The organism is Roseicyclus mahoneyensis, from assembly GCF_003148775.1.
Taxonomy (GTDB): Bacteria; Pseudomonadota; Alphaproteobacteria; order Rhodobacterales; family Rhodobacteraceae; genus Roseicyclus; species Roseicyclus mahoneyensis.
This window is the reverse complement of record NZ_QGGW01000001.1, coordinates 817,960-833,278: the sequence shown is the minus strand read 5'-3', so window position 1 is coordinate 833,278 and position 15,319 is coordinate 817,960. Positions and strand designations below refer to the sequence as shown.

The window sequence follows — 15,319 nt, the reverse complement described above, 5'->3', positions numbered from 1 at the left end:
AATCCACCCGTGCAGGCGCGACCCGAGGGAGTAGGAACGCGGCAGGACACACCACCTCGCACGGGGGAGATCAAGATATGGCGGCAGCGGATCAGACAGCGCGGCGGCAGCGGGGCGGCGGCGGGGCCGCGCGGCGGGCCGAACGCTCGGCCGTCAGCTTCGAGACCGCGCGCTACATCGAGCGCAACATCCCCAACTTCGAGATCCTGACGCCCGAGGCAATCGAGATCATCGAGCACAACGCCGAGATCGTGCTGGAGGAGATCGGCGTCAACTTCGTCGAAAACCCCGCCGCCTTGCAACGCTGGCGCGAAGCGGGCGCCGATGTGCAGGGCGAGCGGGTGCATATTCCGCGTGGCCTCGCGCGGTCCTTGTGTGCCACTGCGCCGTCCCGCTTCACCCAGATCGCGCGCAACCCTGCCCGCAATGTCGAGATCGGGGGCAACACGCTGGTGCTGGCGCCGGTTTACGGTCCCCCCTTCGTGCGCGACCGGCTGGGCGGGCGGCGCTATGCGACCATGGCCGATTTCGAGATGTTCGTGAAACTGGCCTATATGTCGAAATGGCTGCACCATTCGGGCGGCACGGTCTGCGAGCCGACGGATATTCCGGTCAACAAGCGCCATCTCGACATGCTCTATGCCCATATGAGCCTGTCGGACAAACCCTTCATGGGATCGGTGACGGAACCCTCGCGCGCTGCCGACAGCATCGAGATGGCGCGCATCCTCTTCGGCTCGGACGTGGTCGACAGCCAATGCGTGATGACCTCGCTCATCAACATCAACTCGCCCTTGGCCTTTGACAGCACGATGATGGGATCTCTGGAGCATTATTCCGCCGCAGGCCAAGCCTGCATCATCTCGCCCTTCATCGTCGGCGGCGCGATGGCGCCGGTGTCGGTGGCGGGCACGCTGACGCAGGTGCTGGCCGAGGTTCTGGCGGGCGTGGCCTATTCCCAACTGGTCCGCGCGGGCGCGCCGGTGATCTTCGGCGCCTTCGTCACCTCGATCGACATGAATTCCGGCGCCCCCACCTTCGGCACGCCCGAGGCAAGCCAGATCACCTATGGCGCGGGGCAGTTGGCGCGCCGGCTGAACCTGCCGTATCGCTCGGCCGGCGCCTTCAACGGGTCCAAGCTGCCCGATGCGCAGGCGGCTTACGAGAGCGCCAATTCGCTGAACGCGGGGCTTTTGTCTGGTGTGAATTTCATGCTGCACGCCTGCGGCTGGCTGGAGGGCGGGCTGGTCGCCAGCCCAGAGAAATTCGTGATGGACGCCGACCAGCTCGGCATCTTGCACAAGCTCGCCGAAGGCGTGCCCTTTGACACCAACGCGCAGGCGATGGACGCACTGCGCGAGGTGGGGCCGGGGGGCCATTTCCTCGGCTGCGCCCATACGCAGGAGAATTATGCGAGCGCCTTTTGGCGCACCAACTTGCTGGACTACAAACCCTATGAGACATGGTCCGAGGAAGGCGCGCGCGACACAGAGGCGCTGGCCTCAGCCAAGCTCGACAAGATGCTGGACGATTACCGTCAGCCCCATCTTGATCCCGTGATCGACGAGGAATTGCGCGCCTACATGACGCAAAAAAAGGCGTCGATGCCCGACGCCTTTATCTGACTGCAGGCTTCAACTGATCGAGCGGGCAGCGCACAGGATCGCGCTCATCACCTCGACATGGCGCGAGGGGGAATAGCCCAAGCCCCCGCCAAGGCGCGCGGCGTTCAGACGGTCCTCTTCGGCCAGCAGGGTCTGGACGGGGCGGCGCTGTGCCCGCCTGTGCGCGTCGCCGGTCAGGGCCGCCATCCGGGCTGCCCTGAGCAGTAGACCGGGGCGGCGCATCGTGGACAGGGTGGAGATCAGATCGGACATCGCGGGGCCTCCTGCGGGGTGATCGTTGCATGCCCAGCCTGACCCCGGAGCGTGGGGTGTTGCACACAGGCTTATCCACCGGGCGCACCCCCGCTAGTCGTTTACGAAATCGAAACAAATTTCAATTTATCCACTCATTTTAACGAAACGGTAATCAATTCGGCGAAATCCTGCCGCTGTTGTCCAATCGTGAGGGAGGTGGAACCATGCCATCGGCCACGGCCGATCACGGCCGCCCTGTGCCTGATCAAACCCTGTTGCCGCCCAGTCCGCCCGACTGGGTGCCGGTGCCTGCGCTGCAATATCTTGCCCATACCACGGCCGGTCGCTCGCTGCGCGAGATCGCGCGCGTCACTGGCGAGGCGCCTTCGACCGTGTCCCGTCGCGTGCGCCGGATCGAGGCCCGCCGCGACGATCCGCTTCTGGACGAAGCGCTGACCCTGCTGGGTGCGACCCTGCTGTCGCCCCCCGACACTGACCTCCAGTCAAAGGAGCACTTGCCCATGACAGCCCCGTTCCGGTCTCCGCTCGACGACGAAGGCACGATCGCCCGCGAGGCGCGTCGCATCTTGCGGCGGTTGTGCGAAACCGATGCCGTTCTTGCCGTCGCCGGTGATCTCGACAAGGCGGTTGTGTTGCGCCCCGGCGCGGATGGCGAACAGACCCGCACCGCCGTCGTCGACCGCAAGATCGCGCAGGCCTTTGCCGTCAAGGACTGGATCAGCTGCCTCAAGCCCGGTCGCATCGCGCGCTACACGATCACGGCGACCGGCAAATCCGCCCTGCGCCGACTGCTGGACGAAGATCGAAAGCGCCGTCACGAGGCGCTGGGCTTTGCCGAGGCCGCGACGCCCTTTCAGGCGCAGCATATGGTCTGGGGGCATGCACAGGTGGCCGAGCCCGGCGGGCGGTCGCGCAAGCTGCGCGTCAATCTGGCGGAATCGCCGCTGGCCGTGCTGGCGCGGCGCAAGGGGTCCGACGGCAGGGTCTTCCTTACGCCCGATCTGGTGCAGGCGGGCGAGCGTCTGCGCGAAGATTTCGAGCGCGCACAGATGGGCCCGCGCGTGGGCCAGAACTGGGACCGCTTCCTGACCGGCGGCGACCGGGGCGGGTTCCTCAGCGACAGCGGCATCGCCGAAGGGCCGCGTGCGGCGCGACAACGGGTGTCGGATGCGCTGGACGATCTCGGGCCGGGACTGTCGGATGTGGTGCTGCGGGTCTGCTGTTTCCTCGAGGGGTTGGAATCGGCCGAACGGCGGCTGGGATGGTCGGCGCGGTCGGGCAAGATCGTGCTCAAGATCGGGTTGCAGCGCCTGCTCAAGCATTATCAGGACCGCCACGGCTTCGTGCCGGCGCTGCGGGGCTGATCCAGAGAATTTTCCGAAAATCTCCATCAACCTGCGGGTTTGCATGTGATGCAACTCGGCTGCGCCGAAATGCGCATGCAGACCCGCGCAAGATGCGCTAGGTAAGGCATGAACCGGAGGAGAGAGGCCCGATCCATGCGCGATCTGAAGATCCCCGAACAGCGCCATCCCGAAAAGGCGCATCGCCCTGACAATGCCCAGCCTAAGAAACCAAGCTGGATCAGGGTCAAGGCGCCCGTGGGCAAGGGATATCAGGACACCGCGCGGATCATGCGCGACAACAAGCTGGTCACCGTCTGCGAAGAGGCGGGCTGCCCCAATGTCGGCGAATGTTGGTCGCAGGGTCACGCCACCATGATGATCATGGGCGACATCTGCACCCGCGGCTGTTCGTTTTGCAACATCGCCACCGGCAAGCCGCAGGCGCTCGACCTGTTCGAGCCGGGCCGGGTGGCCGATGCGGTCGCCAAGCTTGGGCTGAACCATGTGGTGATCACCAGCGTGGACCGCGACGATCTGGAGGATGGCGGGGCGGAGCATTTCGCCATGACCATCCGCGCGATCCGCAAGCGCGCGCCTGGGACCACCATCGAGATCCTGACCCCCGATTTCCTGAAATGCGCAGCCTCCGTTCTGGAAACCGTGGTTGCGGCCAAACCCGATGTGTTCAACCACAATCTCGAAACGGTGCCGGGCCTATATCCCTCGGTCCGGCCCGGCGCGCGCTATTTCCACAGTTTGCGCCTGCTGCAGCGGATCAAGGAACTGGACCCGACCATCTTCACCAAATCGGGCATCATGGTGGGCTTGGGCGAGGATCGGCAGGGCGTTCTTCAGGTGATGGACGACATGCGCGCGGCGGACGTCGATTTTCTGACCATCGGGCAATATCTGCAACCCACGCCAAAGCATCACGCCGTCGACCGTTTCGTGCATCCCGACGAATTCGCGGCCTATGAGAAGGCCGCCTATGGCAAGGGGTTCCTGATGGTCTCGGCCACGCCGCTGACGCGGTCGAGCTATCACGCGGGCGATGACTTCGCGCGGCTCAGGGATGCGCGGCTGGCGCGGCTGGGGCGGGGCTAGGGGCGCGCGCCTAGCTGCCCAGCGGCGACAGCCAGCTTGCCACGGTGATCACGACCGTGGCCGGGTCGTTTTCGCCCCGCAGAACCGCAAAGGGGATTTCCTCATACCATGTCAGCCCGATCCCGCCTGACGGGCCGGGGCCCCGCCATCCCTCGGCGGTCATCATCGCAATAAAGCTGCCCGGTTCCGGCTGTTCCCCGGTGACGTTCACGGAAAAAGGCCCGATGCTGTCGAACAGCCCGGTCAGGATGGCGGGCGGTGCGGCGGTGATGGCGTCAGGGTCCGCGATCGGCACGCCCAGAAAGCAAAACTGCGCGGCGATCGCGTCGTGCGGCACCTCGCGCCATGCGACCGCAACCGCATGGCTTTCCAGCCAGGTGGCTGGCGGGGCCAGCGCGTGCAACACTTCCTCGAGCCGCGCCACATCGCGGTTGTCCTGTGCGGCATAAAGCAGCTGGATTTCGCGCAGCGCCGCCAGCCTGTCACGGCCCGTGCGGATGCAATGGATCGAGACCGGCGGGTTGAAGCTGGCGTCGGTCAGCCCCCCGAGCCACGGATCATCAAAAGGCCCGGGCGCGGATGGACCGGGGATGCCCACGAAACCCGACCATGTGATGGCGCGGTCGCCCGCCACGATCTCGCGCAGCGTGGTGAGGTCGTCCGGCCATGCTTGCCCAATCTCCAGTGCGATGCTCAAGGCGTCATCAAGGGTAAAGAGAGCATGATCTTGCGCGGCCGATGGCGTGGCTAGGCCGATCAGGGCGGCGAAAACATAGGACACGTTGCGCAAGTTGGGGTCCTCATGACATCGATAGCCGAGATTTGTGGCCGAGCGCCCCAGCTGTCAAGGCGAGCGCCGGTTCACTCGTCGGAGGGCAGCGCCTTGAGGTAGGCCGCGATGGCCAGTCGGTCGGCCTCGGGCAGCATCGCCATGTTGCGGATCACCGACACCATATGCCCGCCCGCGCTGTCGAAATCCGGTGTGAAGCCGTCGTTCAGATAGGCCGCGATGTCGGCTTCGGACCAGCGCAGCCGGTCGGGCGTCAGGGCCGGGATCGTGCCGGACCCCGACGGGTTCGGCGCGCCCGTCATCCATGCCGACCGGTCGAGCCCCCCAAGCGCGTCGCGCGGTGTGTGGCATTCGGCGCAATGGGCCAGTGCCTCGGACAGGTAACGGCCGCGCGCCTGCTGCTCGGTCAGGTCGCCCGCCACCACGAACTCATCCGACAGGTTCAGCAGGTTCCACGCGCCCACGGCCCGCCGGATCGAAAAGGGAAATCCGACCTCATGGGGCAGGGACGGCGTGTCCGAGGCGGGTAGGGTCTGCCAGAATGCCCAGAGATCGGCCAGATCCTGCCGCTCCGCCAGCCGATAGGCGGTGTAGGGAAACGCGGGGTAATAATGCCTCCCCTCGGGGCTGATCCCGTTTTGCAGAGCCGTGACGAACTGCGCCAGTGTCCAGTCGCCGATGCCATGCACCGGATCGGTCGAGATGTTGGGCGCGACGAAAGTGCCGAAATCGGAGGCAAATCGCTGCCCGCCCGCCAGCACCAGCCGCGCCGCGTCCGTCGCGCCCTCGGCGGCATGGCACGAGGCGCAGCCCGCCGCCCAGAACACCGCCTCACCCGCTCCGGCATCTCCTGTCAGCCCCGCAAGCTCGGTACCGTGGACGAAGCTGGGGCGCGTCGCGATCAGGCCTGCTGCAAGCGTTGCAAGGCCAAGGACGAGAGCGATGACGATGAGGCGGCGCATCGTGACAACAGCCCGGGGTGCGCAAAGCCGCGCGCCCCGGGCCCGATCTTTACTGCGGCGCGCGGTACGCGTCGTGGCAAGAGCCGCAGGTCGCGCCCAGCGGGCCCAAAGCGGCCTGCATCGGTTCGAGCCCGGTGCCCGCGACGGCGGCCAGACCTTCGGCGGCTGCGCCGAAGGCGCCCCATTTCTCGACGACGTCGGGAAGGTTTTCCCAGATGGCGGGCAGGGCGCGGGTGCCGTCGAGCGCCATGTTGTCGGTGCCCTCGGGCCAGTGGAAGGACTGGTCGAGCATGCTGATGGCCACAAGGTTGTCGGCGGCGGTCTGGGCTGCGGTGGCATCATACTCGGCATTGCCGCGCGCCATGCCGCCCAGAATGCCGACATTCAGCGCCATGATCTGGAACTGACCCTGACGCGCCTGCACCGGGGCGGGCAGGTCTTGCGCGATGGTGGCAGTGGCGCCCACGCCGATGATGGCGAAGGTGGCAGCCGCAAGAACACGGATGCGGTTGGTCATGATGGAAAGCTCCCCTTTGGGTGGCAAATACACGGATCACACACGCTGAACCCTAAAGGCGCCGGGTGATGCGTCAACCTACGCTTTTGTGACTTGCCGCAGGGGGATGGTGCGTCGGCGATGACCTGCCCGCCTTTTGTCGTCACGGCGTTGTCAGTCGGGGGCCGCGGGGCAGGCGGTCTGCGGTCAGCCAATCGGGCCAGCCCACCAGCCATTCGATCGCGGCAAATGCTATGCCGATGCCGCAGATGACCGCGATGGCGATGCGCTGATTGCGTGACGGCGGGTGGCGCAGCCACAAGACCATGCGCAAGAGGAAAGGGGGCATCAGGCCGCGCCCGTCATCCTGACCTTGCCGATGAAGGGCAGGTTGCGGTTGCGCTGCGCGTAGTCGATGCCGTAGCCGACCACGAATTCGTCGGGGATCTCGAAGCCGATCCAGTCGGCCTTGATCGCCACCTCGCGCCGCGACGGCTTGTCGAGCAGGGCGATGGTCCTGAGGCGCGCAGGATCGCGCGAGCGCAGCAGCCCCACCACATGGGTCAGCGTGTGGCCGGTGTCGACGATATCCTCGACCACCAGCACATCACGCCCCGCGATCTCGCCGCGCAGATCCTTGAGGATGCGCACCTCGCGCGAGCTTGTGGTGGCATTGCCGTAGCTTGACGCCTCGAGGAAATCGACCTCGACGGGCAGGTGCAATTCGCGCACGAGATCGGCGATGAAGACGAAGGACCCGCGCAGCAGGCCCACGACCACCAGCTTGTCGGTGCCGGCGAACGCCGCCTCGATCTCGCGGGCCAGCGTCTCGATCCGCGCCGCGATGGATTTGGCCGAGATCATCTGGATGACCTCATAGCCCGGTGTCGCGCCGTCAGGCGCGCCTGTTGCGGTGCCCTTGCCCGCGACCGTGGATGCCTGCGCCATAATGCCCCCCGGCCGATCCGGCCCGAACCCCTTGAACTACGCCCGAGGTTTTATGACATGGTGGCGAGGGAAGAAAGACGAAAGCACCGATGCCGACCCATTCCGAAATCCGGGCGCTGCCTTACAGCGCCGACCAGATGTATGCGCTGGTGGCCGATGTCGCACAGTATCCGCAGTTCATTCCGTGGATCAGCGCCAGCCGCGTCCGCTCGGTCACGCCCGAGGGGGGGCATGCCGTGATGCTGGCCGACCTCGTGATCGGCTTCAAGATGTTCCGCGAGCGTTTCCTGAGCCGCGTCACCTTGTGGGAGGCCGACCGCAAGATCGACACCGAATATGTCGACGGCCCGTTCAAGCACATGATTTCCAAGTGGGAATTCGCGCCCGCGCCGGATGGCAAGGGCGGGTGCGAGGTACATTTCTCGGTCGATTTCGAGTTTCGCAACAAGCTTTTGCAAGGTGCGGCGGGGCTGTTCTTTCACGAGGCCATGCAGCGCATCGTGCGCGCCTTCGAGACCCGGGCCGAGGCGCTTTACGGGCGCGACGGCGCGGCGATTTCGGCCTAATCCTCGGGCGGGATCAGCCGGATCTCGCCTTCCTCCTCCAGCGCGCGGATGGCGGTGACCACCTCGGCCATCGCGGCCTCTCCCTCGTCGGGGCGCAGCGTCGGCAGGCTGCCTGCGTCGTCGCGGATCTGTTCGGCCAGCCGCTTGGACATGTTTTCCAGCAAGAACTCCACAGACAGCGGCGCCTGTTCGATCCCCGCCGCAATGGCGCGGGTGACCACATCTGGGTCGACCCGGCGCAGGATGCGCGGCACATCCGCAGGCTCGACCCGCTTGGGGATATGCTGGAAGGTGAAGATCGCGCGCCGCACCTCGATGGCAAAGCCCTTGTCTCGCGCCTCGAGCCCACCCAGAAGCGCTTCGCGCAGGGCGCCGTTGACCGAGTTGAGAATGGCGCCGATCCGGTCCACCGGACTGGCGCGAAAGGCGGATTCGCTCACGCTGTCCAGCTGTTCGACCAGATGCGCGCCGATCCGCTCCACCATGGCGGGCGTGACCGTCGCGGTCAGCGACACCGCATGGGCGATCACCTGCGCCCGCGCCTCGGGCAGGCCCGCCAGCAGCGCCGCCGCCTTGGCGACCCCCAGCTTGGACAGCAAGATCGCCGCGACCTCGGCGCTTTCGGACATCAGCAGCGGGCGCAGACGGTCCGTCTCCATCGCGGCCAGCCGCGTCCATGGGTCGGTCGGATCGCCCGCCTCGGCCTCGGCGCGCAAGCCGTCGCGCGCTGTGGGCGAGATATGCGGCTCCAGAAGCGCGATGGCATCGGCGAGGGTGTTGGGCGTGGTCAGGGCCAGCCCGTCGAGCCGCGCGGTAAACTCGCGCACCACCTCGGCCAGCGTCACCCGGCTGATCGGCCCCAGCGAGGCAAGGGCGCGGGCCAGATCCGCCTGCATCTCGGGCGTCAGCCGGTCCAGTGCCGGCGACACGTTCTGGCTGAGCAGAAGGCGCACGATCACGGCCGCCTTCTGTTGCGAACTGAGCCGCGCCGGCAGCTCGACGACACGCATGTTTTCACCGCCCATGGCGGGATCGCAAATATCCAGTTGCAGGCCCATGTCCCACCCATCCTTCGCTCGCAGTCACCCAAGCCCCAAGGTGGCGGGCCGGGGTTAAGGCGGTGCTGACGCGGCTGGGTGAGTCACGGCGTATTCGGCGCGAATGCGAGACGGATTTGGTGAAAACTGGCGCGGTTTGGTGCAGGCAAACATCAAAAAAATCGCGCGCAGCGGACTGCGCGCGATCTCAAAGGGTTTGGTCTGGCGGCCTTTGCTCAGCTGGTCGCGGTGGCGACGCAGGTCTGGGCCGTCGCATCCCAAGTCATGCCTTCGGCACAGCTCATGGAGGCTTCTTGCATCCGGCCCCAGGAACATTCGGCATAGGCAAAGCCCGGCATGGCCAGCAGGACGAAAGCGGCCAGGAAAGTCTTGATGCGCATTCTCGCGTCTCCTGTCTCAACTGCGGTCTGGTCGTCTGTTGCAGTTGAAAAGGTAGCACGCGAGCCTTGAAAGACAACGATCTTGCGCGGCTGGTCCGCAACTATTCCGCTTGTTGCTGAAATCAGGCGCAAAACTGCTCTGCCCCTGCGTCAGTTTTCCCCAAAGACCCGCCCAAAGATCGTGTCGACATGCTTGGTGTGATAGCCGAGGTCGAACTTGTCCTCGATCTCGGCGGGGCTCAACGCCGCCGTCACCTCCGGGTCAGCCAACAGTTCCTCGCGGAAATCGCGGCCCTCTTCCCAGACCTTCATCGCGTTGCGCTGCACCAGCCTGTAGGCATCCTCGCGGCTGACACCGGCTTGCGTCAGCGCCAGCAGCACGCGCTGCGAATGCACCAGCCCGCGGAACTTGTTCATGTTGGCGATCATCGTGTCGGGATAGATCACCAGTTTCTCGATCAGGCCGGTAAGGCGGGCGAGCGCGAAATCGAGCGTGATGGTGGCATCAGGCCCGATCATGCGTTCGACCGAGGAATGCGAGATGTCGCGCTCATGCCAGAGCGCCACGTTCTCCATCGCAGGCACAACGGCCATGCGCACGATCCGCGCCAGACCCGTCAGATTCTCGGACAGGACCGGGTTGCGCTTGTGCGGCATCGCGCTGGAGCCCTTTTGCCCCTTGGAAAAGAACTCCTCCGCCTCCAGCACCTCGGTGCGCTGCATGTGGCGGATTTCGGTGGCGATATTCTCGATCGAACTCGCGATCACGCCCAGCGTGGCAAAGAACATCGCGTGCCGGTCGCGCGGGATGACTTGGGTGGAAATCGGCTCGGGGCGCAGACCCAGTTGCGCGCAGACATGCTCCTCGACCGCCGGGTCGATATTGGCGAATGTGCCGACCGCGCCGGAAATCGCGCCCGTGGCAATCTCCCAACGCGCCTTTTCCAGCCGGTTCCGGTTGCGCTCCATCTCGGCGTAGAAACGGGCGAAGGTCAGGCCCATGGTCACGGGTTCGGCGTGGATGCCATGGCTGCGCCCGATGCGCACGGTCATCTTGTGTTCCATGGCGCGGATCTTGAGGGCGGCCAGAAGCGCGTCGATATCGGCCAGCAAGATATCGGCCGCCCGCGTCAACTGGATGTTGAAGGTGGTATCCAGCACGTCCGAGGACGTCATCCCCTGATGGACAAACCGCGCCGCGTCCGCGCCGATGATCTCGGCCAGATGGGTGAGAAAGGCGATCACGTCATGTTTCGTCACCGCCTCGATCTCGTCGATGCGGGCCACGTCGAACTCCACATCCTTGGCCGCCCAGACGGCCGCCGCGTTTTCCTTCGGGATCACGCCCAGCGCCGCCTGCGCGTCGCAGGCATGCGCCTCGATCTCGAACCAGATGCGGAACTTGGTGGCGGGCTCCCACAGGGCGGTCATTTCGGGGCGGGAATAGCGGGGGATCATGGGCAGGGCCTTGCGTTCGGGACAGGGTTTGCGCTCTCTTAGGGGCAGGGGCGCGGAGGAACAAGGTGACGGGATCACGCAACTTGATGCACGCGGTGGCGGTTCTGGCGCTGCTGACGCCCGGCGCGGCATGGGCCGAGGGCGCGCCGGACCTGTTCGCCATCCTGACCACGCATGACGTGATCTATGACGGGATCGGCTGGGAACGCCACGCCGCCAATGGCCGCTTGATGGTGCAGATGGATGAGGACATGCGCTCTCGTCTCAGCTTCGGCGAGTGGTGGCTGCGCGGCGACGCCCGCTGCCTGCGCTGGCACCGTGCGATGGAGTGGGAATGCTACGGCGTCACGCTGGACGGGGCGGATGGGATCACTTTCACGGATGATTATGGCAATGTCAGCAGCGGGCGACTGATGGTGCGGGACGCCGAGTGATCGGGCTGGCCGATCTGCAGGGCCTGTGGCGTCTGACCCGGACGATAGAGGACGCGCGCGCCGGGTTGGTCGGACACCTGCTGGGGACCAGCCGCTGGCACCCAGACGATGCGGGATTGGTGCAAGACGAAAAGGGCGTTCTGCACTATGGCACCGCCCCCCCGATGCAGGCCGCGCGGCGCTACCTGTGGCGGGCCGAGGCGGGCGGGCTGGCCGTTTTCTTCGCGGATGGGCGGCCCTTTCACCTGCTCTCACCGGCGCGCCTGACCGACCGGCATTGGTGCGATCCCGATACCTATGTGGTGAGCTATGACCTGTCGTGCTGGCCCGACTGGACGCAAGTTTGGCATGTCAGCGGCCCGCGCAAGGACGCGGTCATAACCAGCCGGTTTCAGCCCTTGGGATAGGCGCGCGCCAGCATCAGATCGGCCGCCTTGGTCATCCCTGCCACCTCGAGCACCAGCGCACCGTGGATCAGCCCCAGCATTTCCTTGGCGCGCGGTTTGGGTTGTTCCAATGTTTCGGGAAGGCGAGTGATGATCCAGTCGATCTGGCCGACCAGAATGCGCCGTGCCGCCGCGATGTGATCGGCATCGCCCCAGCCCGCGCCCGACAAGATATCCAGCCAGACCCGCAGGTAGGGGCGGAAGGTCGGTGTGCGCAACAGGGCAACGATCTCGGCCAGCGCCGCGGCTTCGGACGGTGCGCGAGGGCGGGGCAGGGCGGCGGCCATGGCCGACAACATCTCTGCCGACAGATGTTCGAGCAGCGCCGCAATCAGCGCGCCTTTCGATCCGAAATGATAGATCAGCATCCGGTCCGAGGTGCCCGCCGCGCGCGCCAGCGGCCTGAGACTGGCCCCCGCCAGCCCGGTGCCGCGCACATGGGCCGCCATCGCGATCAGTAGGTCGGGTTTGTTCAGGTTCGTCATCTCTGCTCGATGCCCCCTTGGTTCTTGGTCTGTCGGGTGGCCTGTCTGGATCGGGTGCGCCTGTCCGGGTCAGGTGCCTGTGGCCTCGGTGGTGTCGGCACCATTCCCCGGCGCGGGGCGCGTGGCAAGGATGCGGTCGGCCTTCTTGCGCACGAGGACCGTCCGCAGGTCATGCATCGCCAGCAAAAGGCGGTCGGTGACATCCTCCAGATCCTCGTCCGAGGCGCGGGTCTGCGCCCAATGCGTCGTGAGGTTCAGGTAATCGATCGCGCGGTGGATGTCGTCGATGTCGCGGTCCGCCAGCACGGCGCGGCGGTCTTCCATCCAGGCTTCGATCACGGACAGGTCGCCGGGGCTCAGAACCGTTTCGCCATGTGGGCGGATGTTGCCGTTGCGGATGTTGACGACGGCGATCTCTTCCATCTCGATGCGACGCTGCCGGTTTTCGGTCGAGACGCGGAAGACGGCGGCCCCGTTCTCGCGGATGCGGAAGTAATATTCCGGAAGCTCGGTCATCCACGGCCTGCCTGTGATGCCCGAGTGCGGGCGGTGTGATTATTGGCGAGGATGGTATTGCGCGTGTCGCCGCGTGTCAAAGGGCGCGGCTCAGCGCGACGGGGGCTGAAAGGCGGCGCTCAGGATCATGGTCAGCGCATGGCGGGTGGCCGCCGACCGCACCTCGGCGCGGCCGATGGCGCCGAACTCGCGCGTCTCGGTCACGACGTCGCCCCCGATGGCCAGCCCGAAACAGACGCGCCCCTCGGGCTTGTGCTCCGACCCGCCGGGGCCAGCGATGCCGGTGACGGAGATTGCGATCTGTGCGCCCGACCGTTCCAGCGCGCCTTGGGCCATCTCGGCCGCGACCGGCTCGGATACCGCACCATGGGCCTTGAGCGTCGCGGGCCGCACGCCCAGCATCTCGGTCTTGGCGGCGTTGGAATAGGTGACGAAGCCCCGGTCGAACACGTCCGACGATCCCGCCATATCGGTCAGCGCCGCCGCGATCATGCCGCCGGTGCAGCTTTCCGCCGTTGCCAGCCGCCAGCCGCGCCGTCGCAGCGCCTCCAGCACCGCGGCGGCGCTCATCCCATCACCTGCGGCAGATGCGCCAAAAACGCCAGCACCGCGACGACCAGCGCCGCCATCCAGCCCGCGATCATATCATCGGCCATGACGCCGAAGGCGCCCGTCTGCCGGTCTGCCCAGCCCACCGGGCCGGGCTTGAGGATGTCGAAGAGGCGAAAGGCCACAAAGGCCGTGACGACGCCCGGCCACAGGTCCCAGAACCCCGCGCCCGCCATCTGCGCGCCCAGCGAGACGGGCCAAAGCGCGATCCACTGGCCCGCCACCTCGTCGATGATGATCTCGGACGGGTCCTTGTCTGTGCTGCCGCGCGTCGCTTGCGCCACCGCCCACCAGCCCAGGGCGGTGACAGCCAGCGTGGCCGCCAGCACCAGCCAGAACCCGCCCAAGACATGCAGCCCCCAAGCCATCAGCACGGCGGCGGCGCTGCCCCATGTGCCGGGGCCGGGGCGCATGTGGCCGATCGGGCCAAGGGTGCAAAGCGCGCGGATCATGCTTTCACCAGCGTGACCGTGGCCATGGCGGCGATGCCTTCCTCGCGCCCGGTGAAGCCCAGTTGCTCGGTCGTGGTGGCCTTGACGGAAACGCGGCCGATCTCGATGCGCAGCAACTCCGCCAGCCGCGCCCGCATCGCGCCTGCATGCGGGCCGATCTTAGGCCGCTCGCAGATCAGCGTCAGGTCGGCATGCGTGATGGTGAAACCCCGCGCCGCCGCCATCTCGACCGCATGGGTCAGGAAGATATGGCTTTCGGCCCCTTTCCACTGTGGATCGCTCGGCGGGAAATGCGTGCCGATATCGCCCTCGGCCAGCGCGCCATAGATCGCGTCAGTCAGCGTGTGCAAGCCCACATCGGCATCCGAATGGCCCTGCAACCCGCGCGCATGCGGCACGGCCACGCCGCACAACATCACATGGTCGCCCGGGCCGAAGCGGTGCACGTCAAAGCCGTTTCCGGTGCGGATATCCATTCCTCGTCTCTCCAGTATTTGTTCCGCGCGGGCGAAATCGCCGGGTGCCGTGATCTTGAGGTTATCCTCATGGCCCGGCACGATGGCCACGTCCATGCCATGGGCGCGCGCCACCTCCACGTCATCGGCAGGCTCGCCCGCAAAGGCGCGGTGGGCGGCCAGGATCGCAGGCAGGTGAAAGCCCTGCGGCGTCTGCGCCCGCCACAGGCCGTCGCGCGGCACCGTGCCCTCGACCAGCCCTTCGCCGCGCCAGAGCGCATCGGTGACGGGCAGCGCGGGGGCAGCGCCTTGGTGGGTGGCAAGTGCGGCGATCACCGCGTCGATGACGGGGGCGGGCACGCCGGGGCGGGCGACGTCATGGATCAGCACCAGATCGGCCGCGCCATCCACGGCCATCAGGCCCGCCATGACCGAGGCTGCGCGGGTCGCGCCGCCGGTGACGACGCGCAACCCGGTCGCGTGCGTCGAGGGAATGAGGTCAGCGGGCGTGTCTTCGCCCACGACCAGCGCGATGAGGTCGACGGACGGGTGGCGGTCGAAGGCGTCGAGCGTCCATTGCGCCACGCTGCGCCCCGCCACCGGGCGCCATTGCTTGGGCAGGCCGCCGCCCGCGCGCGTGCCGCGCCCGGCCGCGACGATCAGCGCGGCGATGCGGGGACGGTCGGGGGCATCGGTCCTTGTCATGCGGCGGTGATAGGCGCTGGACGCGGGCCGCACAACGGGGCACATTGATCGCACATTTTTTAGGCAGGCCGCCCGATTCCTGTGCGATGCTGTCCCGTGCGTGGGCTGTCATGATTGTTTCTTTTGAACTCTCCGCCGCGTCGACCTAGGCCTCAGGACGTGCGCACAAGGATTAGGCACTTGACGGTTTCATTGGCAGCATTTCCCCCGTCACCGCCGGTTCTTCTGG

20 protein-coding genes are annotated in these 15,319 nt (G+C 66.5%); 6 read left to right on the top strand and 14 right to left on the bottom strand.

Features of this window, described 5'->3' with window-relative positions; all coding sequences use genetic code 11:
- Positions 1–77 precede the first annotated feature (77 nt).
- Complete coding sequence (locus C7455_RS04085) at positions 78–1,625, top strand: trimethylamine methyltransferase family protein (protein ID WP_109665705.1); 1,548 nt, start codon at positions 78–80, stop codon at positions 1,623–1,625.
- Between the two features lie 9 nt (positions 1,626–1,634).
- Here C7455_RS04085 and C7455_RS04080 read toward each other — a convergent pair whose 3' ends face one another.
- Positions 1,635–1,877, bottom strand: coding sequence for a DUF6477 family protein (locus tag C7455_RS04080; RefSeq protein ID WP_109665701.1), 243 nt, complete (start codon positions 1,875–1,877; stop codon positions 1,635–1,637).
- Between the two features lie 206 nt (positions 1,878–2,083).
- Here C7455_RS04080 and C7455_RS04075 point away from each other — a divergent pair, with 206 nt between their 5' ends.
- Positions 2,084–3,244, top strand: a complete 1,161-nt coding sequence (locus C7455_RS04075) for a DUF6456 domain-containing protein (protein WP_245904203.1) — start codon at positions 2,084–2,086, stop codon at positions 3,242–3,244.
- Positions 3,245–3,379: 135 nt separating this feature from the next.
- Complete coding sequence (gene lipA, locus C7455_RS04070; protein WP_109665697.1) at positions 3,380–4,330, top strand: lipoyl synthase; 951 nt, start codon at positions 3,380–3,382, stop codon at positions 4,328–4,330.
- A gap of 10 nt (positions 4,331–4,340) precedes the next feature.
- Here the strand turns inward: lipA and C7455_RS04065 are convergent, their stop codons facing one another.
- The 5 genes from C7455_RS04065 to hpt all read right to left on the bottom strand — a co-directional run bounded on the left by C7455_RS04065 (position 4,341) and on the right by hpt (position 7,442).
- Positions 4,341–5,111, bottom strand: a complete 771-nt coding sequence (locus C7455_RS04065) for a hypothetical protein (RefSeq protein ID WP_146199918.1) — start codon at positions 5,109–5,111, stop codon at positions 4,341–4,343.
- Between the two features lie 80 nt (positions 5,112–5,191).
- Positions 5,192–6,082, bottom strand: coding sequence for a c-type cytochrome (locus tag C7455_RS04060; protein WP_109665687.1), 891 nt, complete (start codon positions 6,080–6,082; stop codon positions 5,192–5,194).
- Between the two features lie 49 nt (positions 6,083–6,131).
- Positions 6,132–6,599 (bottom strand): c-type cytochrome, encoded by a 468-nt coding sequence (locus tag C7455_RS04055; protein WP_109665683.1) that lies wholly within the window; start codon positions 6,597–6,599, stop codon positions 6,132–6,134.
- Positions 6,600–6,741: 142 nt separating this feature from the next.
- The gene (locus tag C7455_RS04050) at positions 6,742–6,927 is read right to left on the bottom strand and encodes a hypothetical protein (protein ID WP_109665680.1); all 186 of its coding nucleotides are present in this window, start codon (positions 6,925–6,927) and stop codon (positions 6,742–6,744) included.
- Entirely contained in the window at positions 6,927–7,442 is a 516-nt protein-coding gene (gene hpt / locus C7455_RS04045) for a hypoxanthine phosphoribosyltransferase (protein WP_109666169.1), read from the bottom strand. Before hpt ends, C7455_RS04050 begins: the two co-directional genes overlap by 1 nt.
- Before the next feature lie 173 nt (positions 7,443–7,615).
- Here hpt and C7455_RS04040 point away from each other — a divergent pair, with 173 nt between their 5' ends.
- Positions 7,616–8,092 (top strand): type II toxin-antitoxin system RatA family toxin, encoded by a 477-nt coding sequence (locus C7455_RS04040; RefSeq protein WP_109665674.1) that lies wholly within the window; start codon positions 7,616–7,618, stop codon positions 8,090–8,092.
- Here the strand turns inward: C7455_RS04040 and C7455_RS04035 are convergent.
- From C7455_RS04035 to purB, 3 genes are all read right to left on the bottom strand, one after another.
- Positions 8,089–9,150, bottom strand: coding sequence for a FliG C-terminal domain-containing protein (locus C7455_RS04035; protein ID WP_109665672.1), 1,062 nt, complete (start codon positions 9,148–9,150; stop codon positions 8,089–8,091). The genes C7455_RS04040 and C7455_RS04035 overlap by 4 nt on opposite strands.
- Before the next feature lie 215 nt (positions 9,151–9,365).
- On the bottom strand, positions 9,366–9,530 hold the full coding sequence (locus tag C7455_RS20050) for a chitin-binding domain-containing protein (protein WP_170118955.1): 165 nt from the start codon (positions 9,528–9,530) through the stop codon (positions 9,366–9,368).
- Positions 9,531–9,680: 150 nt separating this feature from the next.
- The gene (gene purB, locus C7455_RS04030; protein ID WP_109665668.1) at positions 9,681–10,988 is read right to left on the bottom strand and encodes an adenylosuccinate lyase; all 1,308 of its coding nucleotides are present in this window, start codon (positions 10,986–10,988) and stop codon (positions 9,681–9,683) included.
- Between the two features lie 65 nt (positions 10,989–11,053).
- Here purB and C7455_RS04025 point away from each other — a divergent pair, with 65 nt between their 5' ends.
- Positions 11,054–11,422, top strand: coding sequence for a hypothetical protein (locus C7455_RS04025; protein ID WP_146199917.1), 369 nt, complete (start codon positions 11,054–11,056; stop codon positions 11,420–11,422).
- Positions 11,419–11,829 (top strand): DUF6314 family protein, encoded by a 411-nt coding sequence (locus C7455_RS04020; protein ID WP_109665663.1) that lies wholly within the window; start codon positions 11,419–11,421, stop codon positions 11,827–11,829. The genes C7455_RS04025 and C7455_RS04020 overlap by 4 nt, the downstream gene beginning before the upstream one ends.
- Here the strand turns inward: C7455_RS04020 and C7455_RS04015 are convergent.
- The 5 genes from C7455_RS04015 to C7455_RS03995 form a co-directional block, all read right to left on the bottom strand.
- Complete coding sequence (locus tag C7455_RS04015) at positions 11,814–12,353, bottom strand: TetR/AcrR family transcriptional regulator (RefSeq protein WP_109665660.1); 540 nt, start codon at positions 12,351–12,353, stop codon at positions 11,814–11,816. The two genes, C7455_RS04020 and C7455_RS04015, sit on opposite strands and share 16 nt — an antisense overlap.
- 69 nt (positions 12,354–12,422) lie before the next feature.
- Positions 12,423–12,869, bottom strand: a complete 447-nt coding sequence (locus tag C7455_RS04010; protein WP_109665657.1) for a hypothetical protein — start codon at positions 12,867–12,869, stop codon at positions 12,423–12,425.
- A gap of 90 nt (positions 12,870–12,959) precedes the next feature.
- Positions 12,960–13,439, bottom strand: coding sequence for a CinA family protein (locus C7455_RS04005; protein WP_109665655.1), 480 nt, complete (start codon positions 13,437–13,439; stop codon positions 12,960–12,962).
- Entirely contained in the window at positions 13,436–13,930 is a 495-nt protein-coding gene (locus tag C7455_RS04000; RefSeq protein ID WP_109665652.1) for a phosphatidylglycerophosphatase A family protein, read from the bottom strand. The genes C7455_RS04005 and C7455_RS04000 overlap by 4 nt, the downstream gene beginning before the upstream one ends.
- A complete protein-coding gene (locus tag C7455_RS03995; RefSeq protein WP_109665649.1) occupies positions 13,927–15,090 on the bottom strand; it encodes a bifunctional 2-C-methyl-D-erythritol 4-phosphate cytidylyltransferase/2-C-methyl-D-erythritol 2,4-cyclodiphosphate synthase in 1,164 nt (387 codons plus the stop codon). Before C7455_RS03995 ends, C7455_RS04000 begins: the two co-directional genes overlap by 4 nt.
- Positions 15,091–15,319 lie beyond the last annotated feature (229 nt).

What these genes read in the sequence shown, in the direction of transcription:
- C7455_RS04085 (WP_109665705.1), top strand. Translation starts at nt 78, where the DNA reads ATGGCGGCAGCGGATCAGACAGCGCGGCGGCAGCGGGGCGGCGGCGGG.
- C7455_RS04080 (WP_109665701.1), bottom strand. Translation starts at nt 1,877, where the DNA reads ATGTCCGATCTGATCTCCACCCTGTCCACGATGCGCCGCCCCGGTCTA.
- C7455_RS04075 (WP_245904203.1), top strand. Translation starts at nt 2,084, where the DNA reads ATGCCATCGGCCACGGCCGATCACGGCCGCCCTGTGCCTGATCAAACC.
- lipA (WP_109665697.1), top strand. Translation starts at nt 3,380, where the DNA reads ATGCGCGATCTGAAGATCCCCGAACAGCGCCATCCCGAAAAGGCGCAT.
- C7455_RS04060 (WP_109665687.1), bottom strand. Translation starts at nt 6,082, where the DNA reads ATGCGCCGCCTCATCGTCATCGCTCTCGTCCTTGGCCTTGCAACGCTT.
- C7455_RS04055 (WP_109665683.1), bottom strand. Translation starts at nt 6,599, where the DNA reads ATGACCAACCGCATCCGTGTTCTTGCGGCTGCCACCTTCGCCATCATC.
- C7455_RS04050 (WP_109665680.1), bottom strand. Translation starts at nt 6,927, where the DNA reads ATGCCCCCTTTCCTCTTGCGCATGGTCTTGTGGCTGCGCCACCCGCCG.
- hpt (WP_109666169.1), bottom strand. Translation starts at nt 7,442, where the DNA reads ATGATCTCGGCCAAATCCATCGCGGCGCGGATCGAGACGCTGGCCCGC.
- C7455_RS04040 (WP_109665674.1), top strand. Translation starts at nt 7,616, where the DNA reads ATGCCGACCCATTCCGAAATCCGGGCGCTGCCTTACAGCGCCGACCAG.
- C7455_RS04035 (WP_109665672.1), bottom strand. Translation starts at nt 9,150, where the DNA reads ATGGGCCTGCAACTGGATATTTGCGATCCCGCCATGGGCGGTGAAAAC.
- C7455_RS20050 (WP_170118955.1), bottom strand. Translation starts at nt 9,530, where the DNA reads ATGCGCATCAAGACTTTCCTGGCCGCTTTCGTCCTGCTGGCCATGCCG.
- purB (WP_109665668.1), bottom strand. Translation starts at nt 10,988, where the DNA reads ATGATCCCCCGCTATTCCCGCCCCGAAATGACCGCCCTGTGGGAGCCC.
- C7455_RS04015 (WP_109665660.1), bottom strand. Translation starts at nt 12,353, where the DNA reads ATGACGAACCTGAACAAACCCGACCTACTGATCGCGATGGCGGCCCAT.
- C7455_RS04010 (WP_109665657.1), bottom strand. Translation starts at nt 12,869, where the DNA reads ATGACCGAGCTTCCGGAATATTACTTCCGCATCCGCGAGAACGGGGCC.
- C7455_RS04005 (WP_109665655.1), bottom strand. Translation starts at nt 13,439, where the DNA reads ATGAGCGCCGCCGCGGTGCTGGAGGCGCTGCGACGGCGCGGCTGGCGG.
- C7455_RS04000 (WP_109665652.1), bottom strand. Translation starts at nt 13,930, where the DNA reads ATGATCCGCGCGCTTTGCACCCTTGGCCCGATCGGCCACATGCGCCCC.
- C7455_RS03995 (WP_109665649.1), bottom strand. Translation starts at nt 15,090, where the DNA reads ATGACAAGGACCGATGCCCCCGACCGTCCCCGCATCGCCGCGCTGATC.